25 protein-coding genes and 1 riboswitch are annotated in these 25,958 nt (G+C 41.8%); of the genes, 17 read left to right on the top strand and 8 right to left on the bottom strand.

Translation table 11 applies throughout. The features are described 5' to 3' along the window. Positions 1–69: 69 nt before the first annotated feature. The 9 genes from tenA to MKY18_RS18075 all read left to right on the top strand — a co-directional run bounded on the left by tenA (position 70) and on the right by MKY18_RS18075 (position 10,317). Complete coding sequence (gene tenA / locus MKY18_RS18115; RefSeq protein ID WP_283924047.1) at positions 70–756, top strand: thiaminase II; 687 nt, start codon at positions 70–72, stop codon at positions 754–756. Continuing rightward, positions 753–1,352 carry an ECF transporter S component gene (locus MKY18_RS18110; RefSeq protein WP_106065962.1) on the top strand — a complete coding sequence of 200 codons (600 nt, stop codon included), beginning with the start codon at positions 753–755 and terminating at the stop codon, positions 1,350–1,352. The genes tenA and MKY18_RS18110 overlap by 4 nt, the downstream gene beginning before the upstream one ends. Beyond that, entirely contained in the window at positions 1,327–2,925 is a 1,599-nt protein-coding gene (locus tag MKY18_RS18105) for an energy-coupling factor transporter ATPase (protein WP_342497629.1), read from the top strand. The genes MKY18_RS18110 and MKY18_RS18105 overlap by 26 nt, the downstream gene beginning before the upstream one ends. Then, positions 2,915–3,649 (top strand): energy-coupling factor transporter transmembrane component T, encoded by a 735-nt coding sequence (locus MKY18_RS18100; RefSeq protein ID WP_034620284.1) that lies wholly within the window; start codon positions 2,915–2,917, stop codon positions 3,647–3,649. Before MKY18_RS18105 ends, MKY18_RS18100 begins: the two co-directional genes overlap by 11 nt. A gap of 149 nt (positions 3,650–3,798) precedes the next feature. Further along, a complete protein-coding gene (locus MKY18_RS18095; RefSeq protein WP_106065964.1) occupies positions 3,799–4,638 on the top strand; it encodes a methyl-accepting chemotaxis protein in 840 nt (279 codons plus the stop codon). Positions 4,639–4,810: 172 nt separating this feature from the next. Continuing rightward, a complete protein-coding gene (locus MKY18_RS18090) occupies positions 4,811–5,626 on the top strand; it encodes a YwqG family protein (protein WP_283924045.1) in 816 nt (271 codons plus the stop codon). A gap of 233 nt (positions 5,627–5,859) precedes the next feature. Continuing rightward, positions 5,860–6,693 carry a PRD domain-containing protein gene (locus MKY18_RS18085; RefSeq protein ID WP_044140329.1) on the top strand — a complete coding sequence of 278 codons (834 nt, stop codon included), beginning with the start codon at positions 5,860–5,862 and terminating at the stop codon, positions 6,691–6,693. A 326-nt stretch (positions 6,694–7,019) separates the two neighbouring features. Continuing rightward, positions 7,020–8,927, top strand: a complete 1,908-nt coding sequence (locus MKY18_RS18080) for a beta-glucoside-specific PTS transporter subunit IIABC (RefSeq protein WP_278177182.1) — start codon at positions 7,020–7,022, stop codon at positions 8,925–8,927. After that, positions 8,899–10,317 carry a glycoside hydrolase family 1 protein gene (locus tag MKY18_RS18075; RefSeq protein ID WP_265208693.1) on the top strand — a complete coding sequence of 473 codons (1,419 nt, stop codon included), beginning with the start codon at positions 8,899–8,901 and terminating at the stop codon, positions 10,315–10,317. The genes MKY18_RS18080 and MKY18_RS18075 overlap by 29 nt, the downstream gene beginning before the upstream one ends. A gap of 54 nt (positions 10,318–10,371) precedes the next feature. Here the strand turns inward: MKY18_RS18075 and MKY18_RS18070 are convergent, their stop codons facing one another. From MKY18_RS18070 to MKY18_RS18050, 5 genes are all read right to left on the bottom strand, one after another. After that, positions 10,372–11,496, bottom strand: a complete 1,125-nt coding sequence (locus tag MKY18_RS18070) for a 5-methyltetrahydropteroyltriglutamate--homocysteine S-methyltransferase (protein WP_265208694.1) — start codon at positions 11,494–11,496, stop codon at positions 10,372–10,374. Between the two features lie 87 nt (positions 11,497–11,583). After that, positions 11,584–11,696: riboswitch (SAM riboswitch) on the bottom strand. An 81-nt stretch (positions 11,697–11,777) separates the two neighbouring features. Beyond that, on the bottom strand, positions 11,778–13,097 hold the full coding sequence (locus MKY18_RS18065) for a gluconate:H+ symporter (RefSeq protein ID WP_065099236.1): 1,320 nt from the start codon (positions 13,095–13,097) through the stop codon (positions 11,778–11,780). Between the two features lie 51 nt (positions 13,098–13,148). After that, positions 13,149–14,570, bottom strand: coding sequence for a four-carbon acid sugar kinase family protein (locus MKY18_RS18060; protein ID WP_217012556.1), 1,422 nt, complete (start codon positions 14,568–14,570; stop codon positions 13,149–13,151). A gap of 7 nt (positions 14,571–14,577) precedes the next feature. Beyond that, on the bottom strand, positions 14,578–15,471 hold the full coding sequence (gene garR, locus MKY18_RS18055; RefSeq protein ID WP_065099237.1) for a 2-hydroxy-3-oxopropionate reductase: 894 nt from the start codon (positions 15,469–15,471) through the stop codon (positions 14,578–14,580). 198 nt (positions 15,472–15,669) lie between these two features. After that, on the bottom strand, positions 15,670–16,527 hold the full coding sequence (locus tag MKY18_RS18050) for a MurR/RpiR family transcriptional regulator (protein ID WP_185108113.1): 858 nt from the start codon (positions 16,525–16,527) through the stop codon (positions 15,670–15,672). Between the two features lie 161 nt (positions 16,528–16,688). Here MKY18_RS18050 and MKY18_RS18045 point away from each other — a divergent pair, with 161 nt between their 5' ends. Then, positions 16,689–17,366, top strand: coding sequence for a DUF3298 and DUF4163 domain-containing protein (locus tag MKY18_RS18045; protein WP_044140323.1), 678 nt, complete (start codon positions 16,689–16,691; stop codon positions 17,364–17,366). A gap of 81 nt (positions 17,367–17,447) precedes the next feature. Here MKY18_RS18045 and MKY18_RS18040 read toward each other — a convergent pair whose 3' ends face one another. Together MKY18_RS18040 and pepT are read right to left on the bottom strand one after the other, a co-directional pair. Then, a complete protein-coding gene (locus MKY18_RS18040; protein ID WP_003215411.1) occupies positions 17,448–17,627 on the bottom strand; it encodes a hypothetical protein in 180 nt (59 codons plus the stop codon). A 287-nt stretch (positions 17,628–17,914) separates the two neighbouring features. Then, positions 17,915–19,147 carry a peptidase T gene (gene pepT / locus MKY18_RS18035; RefSeq protein WP_265208696.1) on the bottom strand — a complete coding sequence of 411 codons (1,233 nt, stop codon included), beginning with the start codon at positions 19,145–19,147 and terminating at the stop codon, positions 17,915–17,917. A gap of 226 nt (positions 19,148–19,373) precedes the next feature. Here pepT and MKY18_RS18030 point away from each other — a divergent pair, with 226 nt between their 5' ends. The 5 genes from MKY18_RS18030 to MKY18_RS18010 all read left to right on the top strand — a co-directional run bounded on the left by MKY18_RS18030 (position 19,374) and on the right by MKY18_RS18010 (position 22,784). Continuing rightward, positions 19,374–19,697: a WXG100 family type VII secretion target gene (locus MKY18_RS18030; RefSeq protein WP_044140321.1), complete on the top strand. Its 324-nt coding sequence runs from the start codon at positions 19,374–19,376 to the stop codon at positions 19,695–19,697. 4 nt (positions 19,698–19,701) lie between these two features. Beyond that, positions 19,702–20,898, top strand: a complete 1,197-nt coding sequence (locus MKY18_RS18025; RefSeq protein WP_217012555.1) for a glycine zipper domain-containing protein — start codon at positions 19,702–19,704, stop codon at positions 20,896–20,898. A gap of 12 nt (positions 20,899–20,910) precedes the next feature. Further along, positions 20,911–21,669, top strand: a complete 759-nt coding sequence (locus MKY18_RS18020; protein WP_106066949.1) for a hypothetical protein — start codon at positions 20,911–20,913, stop codon at positions 21,667–21,669. Between the two features lie 21 nt (positions 21,670–21,690). After that, positions 21,691–22,218: a YfjD family protein gene (locus MKY18_RS18015; RefSeq protein WP_278177170.1), complete on the top strand. Its 528-nt coding sequence runs from the start codon at positions 21,691–21,693 to the stop codon at positions 22,216–22,218. A gap of 98 nt (positions 22,219–22,316) precedes the next feature. Beyond that, on the top strand, positions 22,317–22,784 hold the full coding sequence (locus MKY18_RS18010; protein ID WP_342497628.1) for a transcriptional regulator: 468 nt from the start codon (positions 22,317–22,319) through the stop codon (positions 22,782–22,784). A 57-nt stretch (positions 22,785–22,841) separates the two neighbouring features. On the opposite strand, the gene MKY18_RS18005 is transcribed toward MKY18_RS18010, so the two are convergent. Next, positions 22,842–23,189 carry a helix-turn-helix transcriptional regulator gene (locus MKY18_RS18005; protein ID WP_044140316.1) on the bottom strand — a complete coding sequence of 116 codons (348 nt, stop codon included), beginning with the start codon at positions 23,187–23,189 and terminating at the stop codon, positions 22,842–22,844. Between the two features lie 207 nt (positions 23,190–23,396). Here MKY18_RS18005 and MKY18_RS18000 point away from each other — a divergent pair, with 207 nt between their 5' ends. Both MKY18_RS18000 and aspA read left to right on the top strand, forming a co-directional pair. After that, the gene (locus MKY18_RS18000) at positions 23,397–24,386 is read left to right on the top strand and encodes an asparaginase (protein ID WP_003215391.1); all 990 of its coding nucleotides are present in this window, start codon (positions 23,397–23,399) and stop codon (positions 24,384–24,386) included. A 28-nt stretch (positions 24,387–24,414) separates the two neighbouring features. Then, complete coding sequence (aspA, locus tag MKY18_RS17995) at positions 24,415–25,836, top strand: aspartate ammonia-lyase (protein ID WP_342497627.1); 1,422 nt, start codon at positions 24,415–24,417, stop codon at positions 25,834–25,836. The last annotated feature ends 122 nt before the right edge of the window (positions 25,837–25,958 follow it).

Here is a 25,958-nt window from a genome sequence, read left to right as displayed (position 1 = left end):
CGATAAGAAGGCCGCTCCATTTGGGGTGGCTTTTTCATTTATTCTACTGAAGAAGAGGAGGCTTTTTTTATGACGTTTTCAGCGCAATTAAGAGAAGAAACAGAACCATTATTTGAAGCCATTTATCAGCATCCGTTTGTTAGAGGACTGGCAACAGGAAAGCTGGAAAAGGAACAGATCATTCATTACGTCAAACAAGATGCAGAATATTTACAAGCTTTTATTAAAATTTATGCAGCGGCTCTTAGCAGATGTACAGACAAAGAAGATATTGCCTTTTTCCATCAGCAGATTGCGTTTGTACTAGATAGTGAGACACACCCACATCAAAATCTTTGCCGAGTGGCAGGTGTATCATATGATGAGCTCCAAGGTGCCCTGCTTGCTCCGAGTGCTCATCACTATATTCATCACATGCTACAAGTCGCCAAGGAAGGTACGCTTGGAGAAATCATCGCTGTCCTGCTTCCATGCCCTTGGACATATTGGGAAATTGGGAAACGAATGCTCACAGATGTGCAGCCTGACCCGTCACATCCGTTTTATGAGTGGATCACATTTTATGGAGGGTTAACCGACTCTATTACAGTGGAGCTTTGCAAGCGGCTCGATCAGCTGGCGGAAGCAGCAAGTGAGAAGGAAAAGGAAAAAATGAAACAGCACTTTATCTTAAGCTGTCAGCTTGAGTACAAGTTTTGGGATATGGCGTTTACGGTGGAAGAGTGGCCAGTTCCATTGGAGGTGCATTCATCATGACATGGAAGATGAAAGAAGTTGTCCTTGCTGTCATTTTATCCGTTGCATGTGGTGTCATCTATTTAGGATGGTCCACACTTTACTTACCCATTACAGCACTTGTTGGCCCAGCAGGAGGCAACATCATGTTTGGTATTTGGGTGATTGCCAGTCCAATCGTCGCGTATATCATTCAAAAGCCGGGAGCTGCCCTGATTGCAGAAACAGCCGCTGCCGCTGTGGAATTACTGACAGGCAGCCACTTCGGTCTTTCAGCCCTGCTGATTGGTGTATGCCAAGGGCTTGGGGCAGAAATCGCCTTTGCTCTTTTTGGTTATAAACGGTATCGCATGTGGACACTGATGCTGTCAGGTGCCTTTGCAGCTGTTGGAGCAATGGCATACAGCCTCGTTGCGAATGGCTTTGGTTATTACACACCTCAAGTTTTACTCATCACACTGATGACTCAAATCATCAGCGGAATGATACTGGGCGGATGTTTAGCGAAAGTAGTGGTGGACGCATTATCTAAAACCGGTGTACTGAATCAATATGCCATCATGAAAGAAAAACGAAACAAAGGTGAACAGCATGAATTCATTTCTCGCGTGCAATAATCTCACTGTCCGTTTTTATGAACAGCCTCAGCCCGTTTTGCATCAAATCTCTCTTTCCATTCAAAAAGGAGAAAAGGTGCTTATTTTAGGACCAAGCGGTAGCGGTAAATCCACGCTCATCTCCGTTCTGGCTGGCATCATTCCAGAACATTTAGAAGCGGACATGCAGGGCGAAGTGATATTGCAAAGACATACAGGCGTCATGTTTCAGGACCCTGATTCCCAGTTTTGTATGCATCGCGTCAATGAAGAAATTGCCTTTAGCTTAGAGAACCGTTCTGTCCCTCGTGACGAGATGGATCGCATCATTCAGCAGCTCATGCAAAAAGTTCAACTTGATGTCGATCCGAATACAGACATCCACACATTATCTGGCGGCATGAAGCAGCGATTGGCGCTTGCTTGTTTACTAGCGTTAGAGCCAGATGTGCTGTTCTTTGATGAACCGACCGCACAGCTTGATCCAGCAGGCAGAATGGAGATATTTCAGCTTCTACAGCAGCTTGCAGCTGATCAGCGACAAACCATGATTTTTGTAGAGCATGTGCTAGATGGTGTCATTGAATGGATGGACCGGGTGATTTTATTAAATGATCAAGGCAGCATCTTAGCAGATGGGTCTCCAAAAGATGTGCTCACGACTTATGAAATAGAAATGAAAGAGGCAGGAATTTGGAGGCCGAAATTATTTCCCGAGAAATGGTCTACGATCCTTCAAGATCCATTTCATCCAATGAGTCACAAGCTTATGCAAACCTTTAAAGCAAGAAAGAAGCAGAATGAAAAAGTGCCGTCGACTAAGCGGGAGACCATCATTCGTTCAGAAGATCTTCAATTAAGCTACGGGAAAAAGAGGATTATGAGTGATCTTCAGCTTGATATCAAAGCAGGGGATTGGGTGGCGATCATTGGGGAAAATGGAAGCGGGAAAAGCACATGTCTCAAACATTTGGTTCGTTTAGAGCCAACGAAAAAAGGCCACATTTTTTTAAAAGAGACACTCCTTAAAAAGTGGTCAGACCGAGAACTATATGAAAAGGCAGGCTTTGTGTTTCAAAACCCGGAGCTTCAATTCATACAAGATACAGTGTTTGATGAAATTGCATTTGGTGGAAGGCAGCGTAATTGGCCAGAATCCGTTGTGCAAGAAAAAACAGTTCAGCTATTGAAAGAGTTCGGTTTAGAAAAGCATGCAAAAGCTCATCCTTTCACTTTAAGCCTAGGTCAAAAAAGAAGATTAAGTGTGGCTACAATGCTCCTTTTTGATCAGGATGTCCTATTGTTAGACGAGCCGACTTTCGGGCAGGATGAAAGAACAGCGAAGGAATTAATCAGGCGCTTAAAAGAGCGTCAACGCCAAGGCACCACTATTTTGATGGTCACACATGATATGGACCTTGTCGATGAGTGTGCCGATCAAGTGCTTCTTTTTCATCAAGGAAAGCATGTGTATGATGGCACGCCTTATGATTTGTTTTCAAATCAGGAACTTGTCGATGTTTATCAGCTGAGAGCCCCGTTGCATTATCGCTATGTGGCTGAAAGAAAGGACGTGCTGACGATTGCAAAGTAATCATTCCTTTCTTTCCACTGTGAATCCAGTCATCAAATTACTCACTCATCTACTTGCGATGTGTTGTCTCATGGCGATATCTGATCCTAAAACAACCTTCATCATCTGGCTGTTTGCACTTGGTATTGGACTTGTTTTAGGCGGATGGAATTTGAAGTATCTTTTCACAAGACTTGTCCCTTATCTGCTCTTTTTTATTCTCGTGTTTTGGATGATGGCGGCCTTTGGCAAGGGGGATCATACTGTTTGGAAATGGGCATGGTTCCATATGACAGAGGAGAGTTTAAGAAATGGACTCACCATCGCTCTCAGAATGCTTGGCTTTGTGACATTCGGTCTCCTGTTTACGTCCACAACAGATTTGACAGCATTTATGATGAGTCTCATTCATCAGTGCAAAATGTCGCCAAAATGGGCGTATGGGATGCTTGCTGGCTTCCGGTTTATTCCGTTATTTCAAAGTGAATTAAAGCAAATGAAGGCGGCACATAAAATTAGAGGCTATAAGCAAAAAAACAGTTGGAAAGCCTTTATGCGTTATGCACTTCCTCTTTTTACACAGGGCGTACGAAAATCAGAACGGTTGGCCATTGCGATGGAAGCAAGAGGCTTCACGGGTGAGAGAGAGCGGACGTATTATCATGTCATCAGCACTTCGTGGATCGACTATATGTATCTTTTGCTCATCGGTATCAGTATCTTGATATGCATGTCCTTTTTTTAAAAACACCCACATTCTCTTGATAGAATGTGGGCTTTTTATATGTCTTAGGTCATTTGATTGATATTAGTGCACATTACAGGCTGTAATAGACCTTATAACGAACCGATAAAGAGGATGTACTGAGAAAAAGAGAGGATGAACGTGAGCGAATGTCACAGAGAATTGATAACATAATAGACGCTTTACCAATCATTGGACTAGCTATGAGAGAGCAACTAACCTTTTCTGTTTTAGGGAAAGAGAAGGTTCTTTATTATCAGCAACATGGGAACATTGACTTAGGATTTAAAGCTGGTGATACAGTGGCTGATGGATTTCAAAACTTTTCGATGTTGAAAAATGGGAGAGAGCCATCGTTTATCCAAATTCCGAAAGAAGTATACGGAATTCCAATGGATATTGTAGCCGTTCCAATTAAAGATGAGACGGGTCAGGTAGTCGCTGCTTTCTGCGTGGCCTATGATCAGACCAATCAACAACGATTAGATGACATTATGACGGAGAGCAACGAAGCTTCCGAAAAACTAGTCGCAATGGTACAGCAAGTTGCTGCGCATTCAGAGGAACTTCAAGCGACAAGTGAACAAATTCTACAAAACACGAAAACCACTGTAGAAAATTCCTCTAAAATCAATCAAGTGTCCAATCTTATCAAAGGTATCTCTGATCAAACGAACTTACTTGGACTCAACGCATCAATTGAGGCTGCAAGAGTAGGTGAAGCAGGAGCAGGCTTCGGAGTGGTCGCAACGGAAGTGAGAAAGCTGTCAACTCATGCAAAACAAGCAACGACTGATATTGAAACCGCGCTAAAAGATGTGCAGGGATCGATTAAAGGAATGGAAGAAGAAATAGCACAAATTGTCGCTTCTTCTGAGCATCAAGCTGAGCTTGTAAGCACGTTCACAAAAGTTATTGAAGGTCTTCATGAAACAAATGAAACGATGAAAGCATTGGCAGAAGACTTAGTGAATTATCAAGTGAAATAAAAAATAGATCGACTAAAACCTCCAGATCAATCGGAGGTTTTTTTCGTTTTAAGGTGGGGAAGTTGTTAGGATATTGACCGATTGATCACTGACAGGCAGTGTACACTTCTGTATGATAGAAAAAGAGATACTACCCTGGTCAGTAGACCTATTCATAAGGAGGAAGACCATCGTGACACAATCAGCGAAGCTGCAAGAAATCATAGCACCTTACCGTAAAATGTTAGATCAAACTGAACAGCCAATGATTCAATTACAGATGAAACAAGGAAAAACAGGACCTTACGACAGCAAAATTGTAGGTGATCCTTACTTCCCCAAAAACGACGAATATCCAGTTGATGGCGCAGGACACCCTATGAAGCTTTTGGCACAAATTAATTTTGGCCAGCTACCGAAGCTGAAGGATTATCCAGAAACAGGACTTCTGCAAATTTTTATTTCTGTGCATGATGATCTTTATGGGATGAATATTGACCATAAAACAGAGCAAAAAGATTTTCGGATCAAATTTATTGAGGAACCTTTTTTGGCAGAAGAAGAGTTGTTGACTGATTTTTCTTTTGTGAAAATTCCTGATGATTTTTATTTTCCTGTGACGAAGGAAGGCGCCATTACAGGTGAACGATCAAGTGAAACGATTAGTGTAGAAGATTTCCGCTTTGAGAAAATCACAGGTAAGCGAAGCTGGGACCTATTCGAAGGTGTAGAAGGTATTGATGGAGATGAAGCGGATGCCTTGCTAGATGAATTTTATGAGACAGAGAGTGGTTTTGGTCACAAATTGGGTGGATATCCAGGCTTTACACAAGAGGATCCGCGTACCTATGAAGACCAAGAGCATACCGTTCTACTATTACAAATCGACTCAGATGATGAAGTGGATATGTTGTGGGGAGACTGCGGAATCGCCAACTTTTTTATCAAACCAGAAGACCTCAAACGAAAAAATTTCGAGAATGTCGTCTATAATTGGGATTGCTCCTGATTTTGTAAAAAACACTCTTTAAACACTCTTGATAGAGTGTTTTTGTGTATGTTTTTAGACTTTTTGCCCCTATTTCGTCATGTTTGAGAGGTAATATGTCATTCTTTCTAGTTGACCGTATCAAAAAAAAATGTAAAATCATCTTAAAGTCCTCTTTTTTGATAATAATAATAAAATGACATATCAATCAACAATAAATGCTCGAAAAAGCGGAATGTACTGGGGGGTATCAATTGATCATTTCGAAAGTAATCAATAATAATGTGGTCAGTGCGTATGATGACGAGCAGCATGAGCTGGTCATTATGGGCAGAGGGATCGCTTTTCAAAAGAAAAGTGGAGACCCGATTGACGAAGAACGTATTGAAAAAGTATTTTCCATTCAAAATAAAGATATATCAGAAAAATTCAAAACCCTGCTTTATGATATTCCAATCGAGTATATGCAAGTGTGTGAGGCGATTATTGATCATGCGAGAACAACCCTTAATAAAAATTTGAATGACAGCATCTATGTGACACTGACAGATCATATCACCTTTGCTATTGAACGTCATCAAAAAGGAATGGACATCAAAAATGCCTTGCTCTGGGAAATCAAGCGGTTGTACAAAGATGAGTTTATGTGTGGTGTAGAAGCGATTCGGATTATTCAGGACAAGCTCAACATTCATCTTCCTGAGGATGAAGCCGGTTTTATTGCGATGCACATTGTCAATGCAGAGCTCAATGAAGAAATGCCGAACGTGATTCAAATTACCAAACTCATTCAAGATATTTTAAATATCGTCAAGTATCACTTTCAAATTGATTTAGACGAGGAATCATTAAATTATTTCCGTTTTGTCACGCATTTAAAGTTTTTTGGGCAGCGTCTGTTTAACGAAACACAAATGGAAAATCAAAATGAATTTCTGTATGAAGTGGTAAAAGAAAAAAACACAGCAGCTTTCCAATGCGCCGAAAAAATTAATGATTATGTTCAAAAAGAATACAACCGAAGTCTCATAGAAGATGAGATGTTATACTTAACTTTGCATATCGACAGAGTGATAAAAAGAAAATAAATTTAAAAAGAAAGCGTTGACATTACTAAAATAACATGATAATTTATAACTATAAACTAAATAACCCACAATCTTTTAGGATTGTTACTGGTCAAGCAGGCAAAACCTAAATCATTGTCCCTATCTTTGATAAGGCATGATTTAGGTTTTTTTATATCTAAAGACATATAAAATTAAATAAAGATCAATCGCTATGAAGGATTGTTACTGGTTAAGCAGGCAAAACCTAAATATCGATTAATGTCTGAATCGCTATTTTTCGGACATTAATGGATGTTTAGGTTTTTTCTATATCAAGATGTAATCAACGATTGGAGGGTAATACAATGAACCACAAACAAACAGCAAAAGAAGTTTTAGAGCTTGTCGGCGGTGAAAAGAATGTTAAGCAAGTCACGCATTGTATGACAAGACTTCGCTTCAACTTATACGATGAAGGCAAAGCGGATAAGGAGAAGCTGCAATCAACAGACGGCGTCATGGGTGTGAATCAAAGCGGAGGTCAATATCATGTCATTATTGGCAATGATGTTTCAAATGTCTATCAAGCGATGATTGCTGACTCAGGACTGTCAACAGATGTAAAGTCAGGCGGTACAGAAGAAGCATCAAAACAAAATGTGATATCTAAGCTTTTCGATTTTATCTCTGGTGTCTTCACACCGATTCTTCCAGCCATTGCTGGTGCCGGTATGATCAAAGGGATCTTGGCACTCATGCTTACGTTCCAGTGGATATCGGATAAAAGCAGCACATATGCAATTTTAACAGCTATCGGCGACGGAGCCTTTTACTTCTTACCGATTCTGCTTGCTGTAAGCGTCGCTAAAAAAATTGGCACAAATCAGTATATCGCCGCTGCCATTGCAGCCGCCGCACTGCACCCGCAGTTAACGGCTTTACTAGGCGCAGGAAATACAGAATTTTTAGGCTTGCCAGTGGTTGCCGTTGTGTACTCTTCATCGGTGATTCCAATTCTACTTACCATCTGGCTCGGCTCATATGTTGAAAAATTCGCAGAAAAATACAGCCCGAAATCATTAAAGATCATCCTTGTTCCAACGGTCACACTTCTCGTCGTTGTACCAATTATGCTCATCGCGGTAGGACCGCTTGGTGGGATTATCGGAAATGGCCTTTCAGGTGGAATTGATTTATTGTTCAAACATGCAGGTATTTTGGCCGGACTCTTGATCGGCGGCTTCATGTCACCATTGATCATTACGGGCATGCACTATGCACTACTTCCAATCATGATCAACAATATTACATTAAACGGCTTTGACTTCATTATGCCAATGATGTTTGTTGCAAATATGGCACAAGCTGGTGCAGCATTCGGTGTCTTCTTAAGATCAAAAAACAAAACATTCAAATCGTTGGCGATGTCTACAAGTATCACTGCATTAATGGGTATTACTGAACCTGCTATGTATGGGGTGAACATGCGATTGAAAAAACCGTTCTTTGCAGCCCTCATTGGTGCAGCAGCAGGCGGCGTGTTCATGTCGATCTTTAAAGTAAAATCATATGTGGTGTCTGGATCAGCAGGTCTCCCAGGTCTCCCAACATTCATTGGTCCAACATTTGTCTACTCCATCATTGGATTAGTCATCGGCTTTGTTGTAGCAACCATCATGACACTTGTTCTAGGATTCAAAGATGTACCAGTGAAAGATGATACAAAAGCAGACAAACCAGAAGAAAAGAAAGACACAGTAGCACTTCAAAATGAAGTGGTACAAAGCCCGCTTGAAGGTGAACTAAAGCCGCTAAATCAAGTAAATGATGCAACATTCTCTAATGAAATCATGGGTAAAGGTGCAGCCATTGTTCCAACAGTTGGGCGTGTTGTAGCACCGTTCAACGGCAAGGTTGAAACCATTTTCCACACAAAACATGCTATTGGCTTGAAGAGTGAACAAGGTACAGAACTTCTCATTCATGTCGGGATTGACACGGTAAAACTTGACGGAAAGTATTTCACAAGTCATGTGCAGTCTGGTGATTTTGTTCAAGCAGGAGATGTGCTCGTTGAATTTGATATCGAGGGCATTCAGCAAGAAGGCTATGATGTCACCACACCAATTATCGTCACTAACACAAACGATTTTGCACAAGTTGATGCGAAAACAGAAGGCGCGATTTCAGTACAAGAGACACTGCTCACAGTCAGTGTAGAAGAAAAAGAGGAGGGCATTCAACATGAACAAGTTAGAAAAAACATTTCCTAAAGGTTTCTTATGGGGCGGCGCTGTTGCGGGCAACCAAATTGAAGGTGCTTATAATAAAGATGGAAAAGGCTTATCGACAGCTGATGTATCACCGCACGGTATTATGCATCCATTCGATGAATCAATGAAAGACTTGAACTTATATCATGATGCGATTGACTTCTATCATCGCTATAAAGAAGATATTGCACTCTTTGCAGAAATGGGATTCAAATGCTTCAGACTCTCTATTTCTTGGCCGCGTATTTTCCCAAATGGCGACGATGCGAAACCAAATGAAGCAGGCCTTGCTTTTTATGACAAAGTATTCGATGAACTGCATAAGCATGGAATTGAACCAGTTGTCACAATTTCTCATTATGAAATGCCGCTTGCACTTGTGAAAAACTACGGCGGTTGGAGAAACCGTAAGCTTGTCGATCTTTATGAAACATATGCGAAAACGTTGTTTACTCACTATAAAGACAAAGTGAAATATTGGATGACCTTTAATGAAATCAACGTCGTGTTACATGCGCCTTTCACTGGCGGCGGACTTGTATTTGAAGAGGGTGATGACGAGAAAAGCATTCAATATCAAGCAGCGCATCACCAATTTGTTGCAAGTGCTTTAGCTGTCAAAGCAGGACACGAAATCATTCCTGATGCGAAAATCGGCTGTATGATTGCAGCGATGACAACTTATCCGTACAGCTCAAGACCAGAAGATATGTTTGCTGCAATGGATCAGGACCGTAAAACATTGTTCTTCTCAGATGTACAGGCAAGAGGCTACTACCCAGGTTACATGAAACGATACTTCCGCGAAAATGGTATTCATATTGAGATCCAAGATGGTGATGAAGACATCCTAAGAAACCATACAGTGGACTATATTGGCTTCAGCTATTACATGAGCTTTGTGACAAGTACAGATCCAGAGGTTCTTGGACAAGTGACTGGTGGTAACCTATTTGAAGGCGTGAAAAACCCTTATCTAGAAGCAAGTGATTGGGGATGGCAAATTGATCCAAAAGGACTTCGTACAACACTAAACCAGCTATATGACCGCTACCAAAAACCATTGTTTATCGTAGAAAATGGACTAGGAGCTGTCGATCAAGTAGAAGAAGACGGGTCCATTCAAGACGATTACCGAATTGATTACCTCAGAAGCCATTTGCTAGAGGCGAGAGAAGCCATTGCAGACGGAGTAGACTTGATGGGTTATACAAGCTGGGGCCCAATTGACCTTGTCAGCGCATCAACAGCTGAAATGAAAAAACGATACGGCTTCATTTATGTCGACCGTGATAACGAAGGAAAAGGAACATTAGATAGAAAGAAAAAGAAAAGCTTCGATTGGTATAAACAAGTGATTGCGACAAATGGTAATCATTTAGATGCATAAAAGAAAAAAGACAAACCGTTCATACTGCGGTTTGTCTTTTTTTCGTCAAGGGGACTATGAAGTCCACACTTGATCTGCAATCTCAATCACATGACGAAGTTTTTCCCATTGCTGTTCTTCTGTTAACAGATTGCCTTCCTCCGTTGAGGCGAACCCGCATTGCGGACTCAAGCAAATCTGGTTAATGTCGACGTATTGAGCAGCTTCCTCGATTCGTTTTTTAATCTGTTCAGCCGGCTCAAGCTCACCATACTTTGAAGTCACAAGACCAAGTACGATTTGAAGATTTGGATTTTTCACATAGCGAAGGGGCTCAAATCCGCCAGAACGATCATCATCGAATTCTAAAAAGAGACCATCCAGATCTAAGCCGGCAAAAATCGTTTCTGCCGCTGCTTCATAACCGCCTTCAGCTGCCCACGTCGATTTAAAGTTACCACGGCAAATGTGCATAGTGATCACCAAATCCTCTGGACGATCGGCAACGGCTTCATTGATTGTTTTTGCAAACGACTCACGAAGTTCATCTTCCTCGCGGCCAAAGGCTTTGATTTGTTCCTGACCTTTTTCAGAAAAGAACACTGCCCATGCGGTATCATCTAGCTGTAAGTAGCGACAGCCTGCATCATAAAAAGCTCGGATGGCTTTCTTATAGGCCTGTGCCACATCATGGTGGAAATCATCTAAGCTGTCATACACACCTTCATCAAGCTTTCCACGGAAAAAGAGCATATTCGGACTTGGGATCGTCATTTTAGCCGTATGCTCACCAGCGATGCTGTGAAGGAATCGATAATCCTCCAGCATTGGATGATCTGTAAAATCGATTTTACCTGTGACCTTGATGCCCCGTGCTTTTGTCGTCGTATTGTGGAATTGAATACCTTGATCTGCTTCAAATCCTTCGACCCCATCTAATCCCTCAAGAAAGTCAAAATGCCACCAAGCACGTCTGAACTCTCCATCTGTGACAACCTCTAATCCAATTTCCTTTTGCTTCTCCACAATACGAGTGATTTCTTCATTCTCAATTTGTCGGAGCTGCTCTGCTGTCAGTGTGCCGTCTGCTTTTTGCTTGCGTGCTTCCTTGATACGTTCTGAACGAAGTAAACTGCCTACTTGATCTGCGCGAAATGGCGGTTTCGTTGTTTTCTTTCCAATGGTTTGTACTTGTGTCATGCTGAATCCCTTCTTTCTACAGGTTAAAAATCAAATAAAAAAGCTCTTCCTTGGATAAGGAAGAGCATCATATACTGAGAGAACTCTGCCTTATCTTCAAACAAGCATCTGCTTGCTTAAGGAATTAGCACCATTCTGTTCCGAGGAACAGCGGTTGCCGGGTTTCACAGGGCCAGTCCCTCCACCACTCTTAATAAGGTTACCTTTTGATTCAATTTTCTTAATAAACATAATTATTCAACTTTTCCGAGAGAAAGTCAATGGTTTTTACAGTTAATTTTCTACATGAACAAATCAGCGACGAGAACACCCGCTAGTCCGACAAGTGAAAGAACGGTCACCATCAATGTCCACGTTTTAAAGGTTTGGGCCATGGACAGGTTAAAGTATTCTTTGTAAATCCAGAAACCCGCATCATTCACGTGAGAGAACGTAATACTGCCGGCACCTGTTGCGATCACCATTAATTCTGGGCTCACACCTGTCAGTCCAATCAAAGGAGCAGAAATGCCAGCCGCTGTGAGACCGGCGACGGTGGCTGATCCTAAAGATACACGAAGGACCGCAGCAATCAACCAAGTGAGAAGCAGAGGAGAAAGTGTGCTTCCTTGCATGATTCCTGCAATGTATTGATCAACCCCGCTATCAATGAGCACCTGTTTAAAGGCGCCGCCACCTGCAATAATTAATAAAATCATTGCAATAGAACCGATAGAATCTGTGATTGATTTCATCACATCCTGCATGCTCTTGCCTCTGCCAAGTCCAAACGTGTAGATAGCAAGAAGCACGGAGATTAACAGTGCAATCGCCGGTTCGCCTAAAAACTCAGCGGTTGGCAGTAATGGGGAGGATGGGAAGAAAATTTCTAAAACTGCTCTGAATGTCATGAGCAATACAGGCAAAACAGCGGTGAAAATGCTAATGCCGAAGCTTGGCATTTCCTCTTCTGTAAATTCCTTTGGATTAAATAAGTTCTTTGGAATATGTGCGTGTAACTGATCTTTTTTAAATAGTTTCGTAAAGAGAAGTCCACCTACTAAAACTGCAGGAATCGCTAAAATAATCCCAACTAATAAGGTTTGTCCCATGTTTGCTTGAAAGACATTTGCAATGGCAGTCGGCCCTGGGTGAGGAGGGAGGAAGCCATGTGTGGTGATAAGTGCAGCGACGAGCGGCATACCCACATAAAGCACAGGAAGTCTTGCAGCTTGTGCGATCGTAAAAACTAGTGGAATCAAGATAATGAATCCGGTTTCATAAAATAGAGCAATTCCGATCACAAATCCAGTCAGCATCGTTGCCCATTGAATTTTTCCAATACCGAATCGGTCAATGAGTGTCATCGCAATACGCTGAGCTCCGCCAGAATCAGCCATCAATTTACCAAGCATCGCCCCAAAACCGAGAACGAGTGCGAGGTGACCGAGCGTACTGCCGAGTCCTTTTTCGACGGAAGCAATCGCTTCAAGTGGTGACATTCCTTCTAAAACAGCAACAATTAAAGAAACAATAATCAAAGATATGAAAGCGTTTAACTTAAAGACAACCATGAGTAAAAGCAATAATAAAACGCCAAGTCCGATAAACACTAACGACATGATCTTTCCTCCTTTGTGGTGCATAAGGGAGTGCAAAACACCCCCTATGCTTTATCCTTCAAGTATGTCTACAGCTTCTTTTAACGTATCCCTTGAACCAACATTTCCCGGGAAAATCACATAAGACATGAAAGGGAATTTACTATCTTCACCTGTTTGCCAAACGGGAATGCCTGGTCTGATCTGCCCTGCCACAGTTGCGCGTTTCACGTGAAGTCCTCTAGTTCCAATATCGCTGGAGGTAATGCCACCTTTGGCAATGAGATACTTAGGGCGAATTGTGAGACGCTGGACAATGCTTGTCACAGCATCACTAATTTTTACAGAGAGCTTTAATTCTTCCTCCTGACGATCATCCCCAAGGTCAAGCCGTTCTCTTCTTGTATAAACAGCCACAGATTGACCAGATGCTAATAATGCCTCAGTTTGCTGAATCACGCGGTCAATTTCTTGTTGAAATGCTTCAGGCGCCAGCACGAGATGTGTATTAAACTCAATAAAAGCTACCTCTTTATTCTGTTGAAGCGCTTTTAATTGATCTGTTGTCTTCTTCACATGAGAACCAATCATAATGAGACCACCGTGCGGGCTTTGTTCTTGTATCAAGTCATGTCTTGTTAATAAGGCACGATCCCCTATACCGCCAAGAACTTTTGTAAGTGCCGCCGCACTTCTGAACATGAGTTGCTTTCCTGCTTGAATGGCCTCAATGAGAGCGGTGACAAAGACTTTGACATCGTCATAGTCCATAGCGTTTACAACCACCTTTTTAAAATCGGTCACACTCATGAGCTGTTTTTTTATTTGATCAATCCGTAAAGCCCGTAGATCATCTAACGAAATGTAGGTGGTGTTCTCTTTCGTGAACGATCCGTTTGACTTTTCTTCAATCCATTCTCCGAGATGAGATGACTGAAAGCCGAATGTGCGATCTCGTGCAAATTCTGTGTCACCAGCAGGAATTAATTCGTGTCCATCTTGGACGTAATGAATATTGTTGATCGTCAAGCGTCCACCTTCTTGGAAAAAAGGAAGAAGGATTTCTCCATTGAATTGGCGGGAGCTTTGCTGTTCAATCGTGGTTCTGAGTACGTCAGTTTCCAGCGGAAAGTGTCCACGAAGAGTGGAATCTCCTCGGCTGACAATAATGAAATCCTGATCAACCCGTTCCGCTACCTTCACAATTATTGAAGCGATTGTTTCATGCACAGCAGCCGTTTCCTTCTCTGTCATACTGCGAGAATTGGTCAAAATAAAGAACATTCGGCTGTCTTCAAGAAAACCGGCTTCAATGCTTTCTTCTGACCAATCGGTGAAGACAGAGACGCCATGTACGGTTTGAATCCCTGTTGGATCATCATCTAATACAATGACTTTATGATGAAAGCTGTTCAGTGCTTGTTCGTATGCTGATTGAATGATCTTTGAATCCGCTTTCGGAAGGGCATTCAGTATGTCAGTGCTTTTCTTCATGACCATTTCATCCTTTCTTCACTTCGACATGAGCCATTTTTTCGTAATATTGAACGATGCCGCCATGGTCAAGTCCAGATTTTCCGTCCGCTTTGAGAGCGTGGAAGATTTCGAGCAGTTGGCTAGAGAGCGGGAGAGGAACGCCGATATCATGAGCAGTTTCCATCACATTGGTTAAATCTTTTAAGTTGATGTCGATCCGTCCGCCTGGTTCAAAGTTTCGTTCTAAGATGAGAGGGACCTTTGCATCGAGAACAGCACTTCCTGCCAGCCCGCCGCGAATGGCTTCATACATTTTGTCAATGGCAATGCCTGATTTAGCGGCAAGAACGAGCGCCTCGGACATAGCGGCAATATTTAAGTTGACGATGATTTGATTGGCGAGCTTCGCTGTTGTTCCGCTTCCATTTGTCCCAACTAATACAACCTCTGTGCCCATCGCAAGCAGGACATCCCTCACTTGCTCAAAGATGACTTCTTCGCCGCCAGCCATGATGGCAAGTGTTCCGTCTATTGCCTTCGGTTCTCCGCCGCTGACAGGTGCGTCGATAAATTCCACCTGATGCTGTTTTGTAAGAGCAGCTAAAGCTCTAGAAGTAACAGGGGAAATTGAGCTCATATCTACGACAACAGTGCCAGGTTTAGCTGTAGTTAAAATGCCATGATCACCTGAAACAACTGCCTCTACATGCTCTCCTTTAGGAAGCATTGTGATGATGATATCGCTTTTAGAAGCGGCATCAGCTGCTGAAACAGCACCTTTTGCTCCAGCTTCTTGTAACGCTCGAATCGCTTCCTCATTTAGATCGAAAACAGTCACAGTATGACCGGCTTTTAATAGATTGAGTGCCATAGGTTTTCCCATAATACCTAATCCAATGAATCCAATTTTCTTTGTCACATTGAACGCCTCCTATATAGAAAACCCTTACAAAAAGCGCTTTCTTTTTCTTTTGTTAGTATATATACTATCTATTTGTTTTAATAGTAGAAAATAAACTATTGTTCATTTAATGTACATGACGTGATAGGAACATGTCAACGGAAAATATGAGAAAAGTCACAAAAAAAGACCGGAATCAGCTCCGGCCTTTTGCGTTCATGTTTTATTTTTAGCTACGGCTAATCGAGATCGTTTCACGTTTTCAATGGCATTTGACCCTAGTTCTAAAACAGCTGCAACGTATAGTACATCAATGATCACAAGCTGGTTAATACGGGAGATCATGGAGTCAGATCGATAGGTTGTCTCCCTAGAAGAACTGAGCAGATGAAAGTCAGATCGCTTTGCGAGCTCTGATTTCGGATAGCTCGTGATAGAGGCAACCTTTGCTCCCTTTTCTTTAGCAAATTGCACGGCATCAAGAATTTCTCTACTCTCTCCTGAATGGGAGATCGCAACGATAAAATCGTGTTCCGTGGCGTGAGTAGCAATCATGTTCATCATATGCGGATCACTGCATAGACTCACTTCAAAACCAAGCTGGAGGAACTTATGATAAGCATCTCCTGCAATAAAACTGGACGCACCTGCTCCAAAGAAGACGGTTTTATGTGCCTGTTTCATTTGTTCGATAAATTGTGTCACGGCTTGATCTTCTAAAATATGCTTCATATCCTGAATCGAGTTTGTTGTTAACTCTATGACCTTATGTTTAATGTCAGCTACACTATCGGATGCCTCGATCTCACCGTAAATGGATTGAGGCGTATTGGTCGCAATATCCTGTGCGACATGGACACGAAACACTTGGTACGATTCATAGCCAATTTTTCGTAAAAACCGAAAGATCGTCGTTTCACTAGTATTGCATTCAGCAGCGAGTGCACTAATGGAATGAAGCACAACTTTCTGAGGATTTTCTAAAATGTAATTGGCAATCTTTTTTTGGGTCGGAGACAAACTATGAAACGTTGTCCGAATGTGACTAAAAATATTCTCTTCTATGATAAACACCACACTTCATCTAGCATTCTACATTAAGCATACAGGAACTTATGAAAACGGTAAACAAACCCGATATGGAAAAAGGAAGAATAATATGGAAATAATGCTTTTTTTGGTTCTTTTGTCATGGTATACTCAATTGGTAATAGACAAAAATGGGGGTTTTTACTATGACGATGAAAAAAGGTCTAACAATCAGCCTGCTCATTTTCTCACTGATTGTTTCGTTGTTTGCGCCAGTTGGATCTGCGGATGCCAAACAAGCAAAAAAAGCGAAAGTAAGCACACACTATTATAAAAAGAAAAAAACATTCAAATATGCACAGGTGAAAAACCTAAGCAAGGCGCATATGAAAACCATCAATCGTGATTTAAAAGAAGACATCGCCTTCTCTTATTCTACTTACTTATTCTTAAAGGACGAAGCGAAAAAGGAAGGCTATGGGAAAATCACGTACGAAAGATCGTTTAAAACGAAATTTAACAATGGGAAGAAGCTCAGTATCTTAAACTATGATTACATGAATGATGGTGGAATGCATGGGGATACGATGGTTTCCAGCATGAACTATGTGTTAACGAAGAAAAAGACAAAGCAGCTGTTCTTGACAGACGTTGTGAAAACAAAGAAAAAGCGTACGAAAGTAAGAGATTATATTTATAACTACACAAAGAAACATAAAAGCAAATTCTATGCGAACCTGAAAAAAAGAGACATTGAAATCAACTACAACACGCAGTATTACTTCACGAAAAAGGGAATTGCTGTTGTTTTTCAGCCATATGAGATTTCACCTTACTATGTAGGAATTCCGATGATTCAAGTTCCTGCGAAGGTATATAAATAAAAAGAAAAACGACCACTGAGTCTGGTCGTTTTTTGTTATGTACTCACACAAAAGAGCCCCATATGAGGCTCTTTTTCAGATTTATACTTGTTTAGGTGCATCGTTTAGTGGATGACGGCGTTTTCCGTTGTAGTGGCGGCGCATACGAAAGATTTCAAACTCCGAAAGCTCTGCGCTTTTTCGTTTTGGTGTGCGGTTATCTTTTTTGAAAGAGAATAGTAAGTAGCAGCAAAGTGAAGCGATAATCAATAAAATCATCATATGACATTCCTCCAATTCATCCTATTCTTTAAGTGTAGACAGGGTGAGTGATGTTTATAACTGAAAATAAGCAGCAGAATCGGTTTAGTTCTTAATGTCTAGATGATCTGCTAATTTAGGTCTAAAATACTGGTTGTTTGTAACTATTATATTTCCAGTTATTGCACTCGTCAAGAAGAATTTTTCAGGGTTGTCTCTATTAGTACGAATAAGTGTCATAAAAGTTTCAGAAAATTGTAAACTTTTATTAAAAAACCGTTCCCGAACAGGAACGGTTGTAAACATATCTATGCTTTTTCTTCAAATAAACGGGCGATTTCAACGATGACTTCTGTTGCTTTCACCATGTTCTCGACAGAAATAAATTCATATTTACCGTGGAAGTTTTCCCCGCCAGTAAAGATGTTTGGTGTTGGAAGACCTTTATATGAAAGCTGGGAGCCATCTGTACCGCCGCGGATCGGTTCGATCACAGGTGTCACTGAGCGGTTTTCCATTGCTTCATGGGCAATATCCACAATATGTTTCACCGGCTCAATTTTTTCTCTCATATTATAATATTGATCTTGAATTTTGAGATTGATGCTGTTTTCTCCGTAAATGGCTTTTAAGTCATTTGCTATTTTTTCAAATAGTGCTTTGCGTTCGTTAAATTTGTCTTTATCAAAATCACGAATAATATATTGCAGCTCTGCTTCTTCGACTTCTCCTACAAACTTCGTGAGATGGAAAAATCCTTCGTAGCCTTCTGTGTATTCCGGAGATTCATCAGAAGGAAGCTTGTTGTGGAAGAGCATCCCAATCTTCGCAGCGCTGACCATTTTGTCCTTTGCTGTCCCAGGGTGGACGTTGTTTCCTTTAATGGATACTTTCGCACCTGCTGCGTTGAAGCTTTCATATTGCAGCTCCCCGAGCGGTCCTCCGTCAATTGTATACGCATAGGAAGCGCCAAAGGCATCAACATCAAATTTGTGCGGCCCTCTGCCAATCTCTTCATCTGGTGTAAAGGCGACGCGAATTTTTCCATGCTTGATTTCTGGATTTTCAATTAAGTAATGCATAGCGGTCATAATTTCTGCGATACCTGCTTTGTTATCTGCACCAAGCAAGGTTGTGCCATCTGTTGTGATCAGCGTATGTCCTTGATATTTTTGTAAATTTGGAAACTGTGATGGAGATAAAACGATATGTAGATCTTCATTTAAGGTGATGTCGCCGCCTTGATAGTCTTCATGAAGCTGCGGTTTCACATTCTTGCCGGTGAAGTCAGTAGCTGTGTCGATGTGAGCCAGGAAGCCAATGGTCGGGACGTCTTTGTCTGTGTTAGATGGGATCGTTCCCATGACATAGCCGTTTTCATCCATTGTTACTTCTTGAATCCCGATGGATTTCATTTCTTCAACTAGCTGTCTCGCTAAGTTCAACTGTCCTTCAGTCGATGGGCAGCTTTCCTTATCTGCATCCGACTGCGTATCTACCTTCACATAACTTGTGAATCGCTGAATCATTTCTTCTTTCATGTATACGTCACTCCTTTTGTAGAATACGTTCATTTTATCACGTCTTGAATGCGCTTCATAACAAGAAAGGTTTTCTCTGGTAATTAGAGAGGAAAAAGACCTACTTTCATTTGGTGATGTGTTGAATGGTTCTTTAGGGTGATTTTTTCGGGTGTCTTTTTATTTATAATGAGGACATATAAAATCATCCATTTGTACGTTAAATTGGGAGAAAGGGGTGCGAAAGTTGGATTCTAGTCAAACGCTGGCACTCGCTCAAAAGTTTCAGGAAGCAGCTGTTGAGATTCGGCAGTCAAAGCAGCTGCTGGAGAATCGGCTCAAGGCAGTAGGATCAGGCTGGCAGGGAGAAGCAAGGAATAAATTTGATCAAAGCTTTGAGGAAACAACGGCACGCTATGATCAATTCGAAAAGGACTTGCTTGAAACAAGTCAGGAACTGCGCGATGCAGCGGTCAAAATCGAGGAACGGAAAGCTGAAATAGCCAGAATGGAAGAGCTTGAGCGAAAGAGACGAGAAGAACGGAGAGAAAGAAACCGAGAAGGGAGATGATGTGATGGCACGTGACATAGTGGTTGATCCAGATCAGCTGACAGGGCTTGCGAATGATGTTGTAGGCGAACTTTCTGTCATTGAAACGAAGCACCGCGATTTACATAGTGAACTGGATGGTCTCATTTTAGGCTGTGATCCTCGGTATAGAAGCTGTTTTTCAGGCGTTGGGGATGCATGGGGAGCAGGACAAGCATTGATCAGTAAATTGAGCAGTGATGATATTGCGATTCGTCATGCAACAGATAAGATGGTCGAAGCAGACGATATTTTACGGAAAATGTACAGCATTTATGATCAATATGGGACGCTCACGAGCTTAGCTGGTATTGTGATGATGCAGGCGAAATACTACGGGCTTGGGATGACGACCTTCATTAAAGACAATGGCCGGTATGCCGCGCAGCATTCAAAGCTTCTGCTTGATCTGACCAGCCGGGTAGAAGGAACGAGATTTGACCGGCTAGCAAGGATTTGGCTGAGTAAAAAAGAATTATTAAAACGATCGAACTGGTCGATGGCTGATCTGGTCCATAAGAAATTCACAAAATTTTATCCTGATGATACGGTTGCATTCACGAACAGTGTCCGTGATTTTACAAAAGGAAGTATCAATTGGAAGGACACGGCTGGAATCAAGTCTGTTCTGAAAAATGGGGCAAGATTTGCGAAAGGAAATGCCATCATTGCAACGGTAGTCACTGGTGCAACGGAAACAGTCGGCTGTGGATTGAAAATTGCCGAGAACTATGCAGAATTCGGTGATCAGCCAGAAGTCCTTAAGCGTGAAAATGCTAAGGCTGTTGGAAATGCAGTGAACAATACGGTCTTTATCGCTGGCGGGTCTGTCGCAGGTGCCGTTGTCGGAGGAGCTCTTGGAAGCTTTGCAGGACCGATTGGAACCGTCGTTGGAGGAGCCATTGGTTCCGCAGTCGGTGGATTTATAGGAGAAAAAGTCGCCAAGCTGACATCAGGCTTTGCTGAGCAGGTTGCAGTGAAATTAAAGGACCCAATTCATGCGGTTGTGGATAAAGGGAAACAAGTATTCGAGCTGGCGGGTCAAGGTTTGAAAGCAGTTAATGACACCATTGATCAGGCAAATCAGGTGATACATAAAGGGATAGAAAAAACAAAAGAAACCGCAGATTCGCTCATAAAAGGTGCAGGCGATTTCTTTAAGGGTGCATTTTCTTTTGGATAAGGAGAGATCAAGTTGGATCAGCTAAGTCTAAGTATTGAGGAACTCATCTTTAGTTTTTACAGTGAAGGCTATTTTGAACAAGGTATGTCCTTAAAGGAAGCCTATTATCCTGATGTAGAGGACGAGCGTCTAGGGTTTTTATTTGAAATTGCATGCCGCTCTTTGCTCGCAAAAGGTGTACTTGAATTTCGAAACAGACAATATCGATATAAAGCGGAATACCGTCATTTCATCCAGGCGATGAATGATGCATCTCACACCGTCAAGGCATCTCGATTTGGGGATGAAGATGAAGAAGTCAGTACCTCCTTTCACACGACACAGATGGGCGTATATGCGCACCATACGCTGTATGATCAACAAGTCCATCAGATTCAAAAACTGAAAGATGACCAGCAGGCAGAGGAGCAAGTGACTGCCTTTTTCAACATACAAATGAGTGATCACCCTGCACCTGTCGTCACCCTGCAAGCAGAGGAATTTGAAAAGCTATTAGAGCAAGCAAGTGAGGCGAAGAATGAGTGGCCTTCCTTCCTTCATCGAGCAGAGAACGAAGAACTCGTGCAGGCATTTGTTTCTGATGTACAGACGAGAAAAGGAAAGATGGACTCCCTGATGAAGGTCGTCTACGATAAAAATAATACGCCTGATGTGGAATCCATGTTATTTATTATTCCGGGTGAGAAACAGTCGTGGCTTGTGTCGGGAATAAAAGAAAATGAATTTCGCGTGGAGACGGCTCATAGAGACGGATTACGTTCTATATTCTAATGGAGAAAAGGAGAATGACGCTTGAATCCAAGTGAAGTAATAGAAGTGAGAAGCAGGACCTTTTTAAGGGTATGGGCATTCTTAGCAACGGGCGGCTTCGGTATCATCGGTATTTGGTTGTTTTCAGAAGCTCTTACATTTGAATCGAATTATACATTGTTTTTATTTTTAGGCGGACTATTAGGCATTGTCTATGGCTTGATCTCTTTTTTGATGATTCTGCCGGCTTTTACGAAGAGGGGAAATGTGATTTTTTGCATTCAGCGCGGGGAGAATGGTGCTGTGCTGTATCGAGAGCGGACGATCCCTTTTCAAGACATTCAATCCATTGATATGCGCAGGCATCGGTACAGTGTAAGGGGATTTCTCTTCATGGATGTGCTTATTCGGAAAATGGATGGGAAATTGTTCAAGATTCCAGCGTACAGTATTTTAGATGAAGAAGTATTCGAGCAAACCGTCAAACAAGAGATCTATCCATATTTAAATCAAGCAGCCCAAGAGAACTGGAGACAGCAGCATGGTCAGGTCGAAGAGCAGATCGACTAGGAGACATTTTCCATAATTCCGAAGGATGAGGCGCTACTTTTTCGGAAAAATCGTGTATGATGTCAGTAAAGACTGAACACTCGGAGAGGTGATGAGAGATGGATAAAGAGATGGTAATCGACCTCGTCACAGAACAAATGGCACGAATTCGAAAAGAAAAGAATTATACGCAGGACCGCATGACTGAGGTACTTGGTCTATCGAAACGGCATTTGCAGCAGGTTGAAAAAAATAGGCTGCGCCTCAACTGGACGCAAACTGCGGCCGTATGTGCATTATTCAGGGATAGTGACATTTTAAAAGGGACACTTGGGGATGATCCGCTTGAGATTCTGGAAGTCGTGGCACATGATGAATTGCATCTATCGGTGGAACGTACGATCGGCGGAAAGATTTGGTGGCGGACGTCTATCAAAAAAGGCACATTTCGTCTTCAGCAAAATGTGCTCAGTCAGCATTACCGCATCTTAGATGATGAGAATTATCGCTATTATAGTTCGTTTAATAAAGAAGAAGCGAAGCGGCGCTTAGAGGAATTAAGTCAGCTGTCTTCTCCTTATTCATAAGCAGCTGAAAAAGAAAAGAGAGGCACCCAATTGATAGGGGCCTCTCTTTTCTTTGTTTTATACTTTTAGGGTGTTTTTCGCCCGAATAAAGGCAACAAGCTGTTTGATTTCTTCATCATTTAGGGGAACACCGTCTACAAGAATGGTTCCTACTTTTGCTTCCGTCAGTTCAATTTTGATATCAGAGATTTTACGTTGTATCTCTGGCTCGTCCGTTCTACCAAGTAAAAAATCAATGGACGTATCATACAAATCAGCCAGGCGCTTCACTGCTTCAAGCGAAGGTCGTCGGTACCCAGATTCGTAACCGGCATAGGTGCTTTTGGCGATACCTAGGCGATCTGCCGTATGCTGGAGAGACCATTTTTTCTTTTTTCTAAGAGTGGTTAAACGATCGAGTATCATTACATGAACGCTCCTTTATATACAACAACAGTATATCATATTTTGTGATGGAATGTACGCGTTATGCGTAATAATTTCTTGATTAATTCGCGTTATGTGACTATAATGGCAATGAAGGTACGCGTAAAGCGTATATTATAGAATAGCACAAGCTGGCTTATAATATGTGTGACAAACGAAGTAATTTTACTGAAAGAGGTGGACCTGTTGAAGAAATTATTGCTTTTAACCACTGGTGGGACGATTGCATCTGTAGAGAGTGAAAATGGTTTGGCTCCAGGTGTTAAAGCTGAGGACCTTTTAAGCTATTTAAACGAAATTAATGCAGAGTACACAATGGACACAAAGTCCCTAATGAGTATAGATAGTACAAATATGCAGCCTGAATACTGGGTGGATATCGCAACAGCCATTTATGAAAATTATGATCAATATGACGGCTTTGTCGTCACGCATGGAACCGATACAATGGCCTATACATCAGCAGCTCTGTCTTATATGCTGCAAAATCCGGATAAGCCGATCGTGATTACAGGTTCACAAATTCCGATTACGTTTAAGAAAACAGATGCGAAGAAAAACATCACCGATGCCATTCGCTTTGCATGTGACGGCGTAGGCGGCGTGTATGTTGTCTTTGATGGCAGAGTCATTCAAGGAACACGTGCAATCAAACTAAGAACGAAAAGCTACGATGCATTTGAAAGTATTAACTATCCATATATTGCATCGATTGAAAACCATCAAATTGAATACAATAGCAAAGTAAAAAGATCGTCAATGAAACCGCTTAAATTAGATGCATCCTTAAACACTGACGTTTGTCTCTTGAAATTGCACCCAGGTCTAAAGCCTGAATTCTTAGATGCAATCAAAGGTGTATACAAAGGAGTCGTCATCGAAAGCTACGGTAGCGGCGGAATTCCTTTCGAAGGAAGAAACCTATTAGAGAAAATCAACGAATTGCTCGAAGAAGGCATTTCAGTTGTCATCACAACTCAGTGTCTTGAAGAAGGAGAAGACATGAGCGTGTATGAAGTAGGACGCAAAATCAATCAAGAACTAGTGGCACGTTCACGAAACATGAACACAGAGGCCATCGTGCCGAAACTCATGTGGGCACTAGGTAAAACAACAGACCCAAGAGAAGTGAAAAAGATTATGGAAACGCCAATCGCAGAAGATTTAGTGATTTAACTATTCTATAGAAAGCAGGTCATATCAGATGGTTCAAGCAACTTATCGCTATGAGAAGGATTTTCTTGGAGAAAAAGAAATTCCGGCAGACGTGTATTATGGGGTTCAAACCCTTCGTGCAAAAGAAAACTTCCCGATTACTGGATATCGCATGCACGAGGAACTGATTAGAGCCTTTGCCATCGTGAAAAAAGCAGCTGCTCAAGCCAATATGGAAGTTGGACGTTTATATGAAGGAATTGGAAATGCCATCATACAAGCCTCTGATGAAGTCATTGAAGGCAAGCTGCATGAGTACTTTATTGTAGACCCAATTCAAGGCGGCGCAGGAACGTCGATGAATATGAATGCCAATGAAGTGATTGGAAACAGAGCGCTAGAAATCATGGGACATCAAAAGGGTGAATACATCCATTTAAGCCCAAACACACATGTAAACATGTCACAATCAACGAATGACTCGTTTCCAACAGCTATCCATATTGCTGTATTGAAGCAGTTAGACATTCTGCTTGAGACAATGCAAACGATGCAGGACGTATTCAAAAAGAAAGCGAAAGAATTTGATCATGTGATCAAAATGGGACGTACGCACCTACAGGATGCGGTTCCAATTCGTTTAGGACAGGAATTTGAGGCTTACAGCCGCGTGCTCAGCCGTGATATTAAGCGGATCAACCAATCAAAGCAGCATTTATATGAAGTCAATATGGGTGCAACAGCTGTTGGGACAGGCCTAAATGCAGATCCTCGTTATATTGAGATCGTCGTGAAGAAGCTAGCCGATATTTCAGGTCTTCCGCTTGTAGGCGCAGAGCATCTCGTGGATGCAACGCAAAATACAGATGCTTACACAGAAGTGTCTGCTGCATTAAAAGTATGCATGATGAACATGTCTAAGATTGCCAATGACCTTCGCCTAATGGCTTCTGGTCCGCGTGCAGGTCTTGCTGAAATTGCATTGCCAGCTCGTCAGCCAGGATCATCCATTATGCCTGGGAAAGTCAATCCAGTCATGGCAGAGCTCATTAACCAAATCGCATTCCAGGTCATTGGGAATGACCACACCATCTGTCTTGCCTCTGAAGCAGGTCAGCTTGAGTTAAATGTGATGGAGCCTGTTTTGGTCTTTAACTTGCTTCAATCTATTAGTATAATGAATAACGGATTCCGTTCATTCACAGATCATTGCTTAGTGGACATTGAAGCAAATGAAATACGTTTGAAAGAATATGTCGAAAAAAGTGCAGGCGTGATCACTGCCGTGAACCCTCACTTAGGCTATGAAGCCGCGGCTAGAATCGCAAGGGAAGCCATTTTAACAGGACAATCGATCAGAGATCTTTGCTTGCAAAATGATGTGTTAACAGAAGAAGAACTTGATATTATTTTGAATCCTTTCGAGATGACAAAGCCTGGCATTGCGGGTGCAGAGCTCCTAGAGCGATAATAATATCAAAAATTTTATTTTATTAATATGTAGAATTGCCTGTGAAATAGAGAAAAACAGGCAATTCACTTTCTTTCGAATTGACACACTTTTTTCACAATATTTTGAAAACGCTTAACGCA

The organism is Bacillus sp. FSL R7-0672 (genome assembly GCF_038601465.1).
Taxonomy (GTDB): Bacteria; Bacillota; Bacilli; order Bacillales; family Bacillaceae; genus Bacillus; species Bacillus pumilus.
This window is presented reverse-complemented; position numbering and strand designations above follow the sequence as displayed.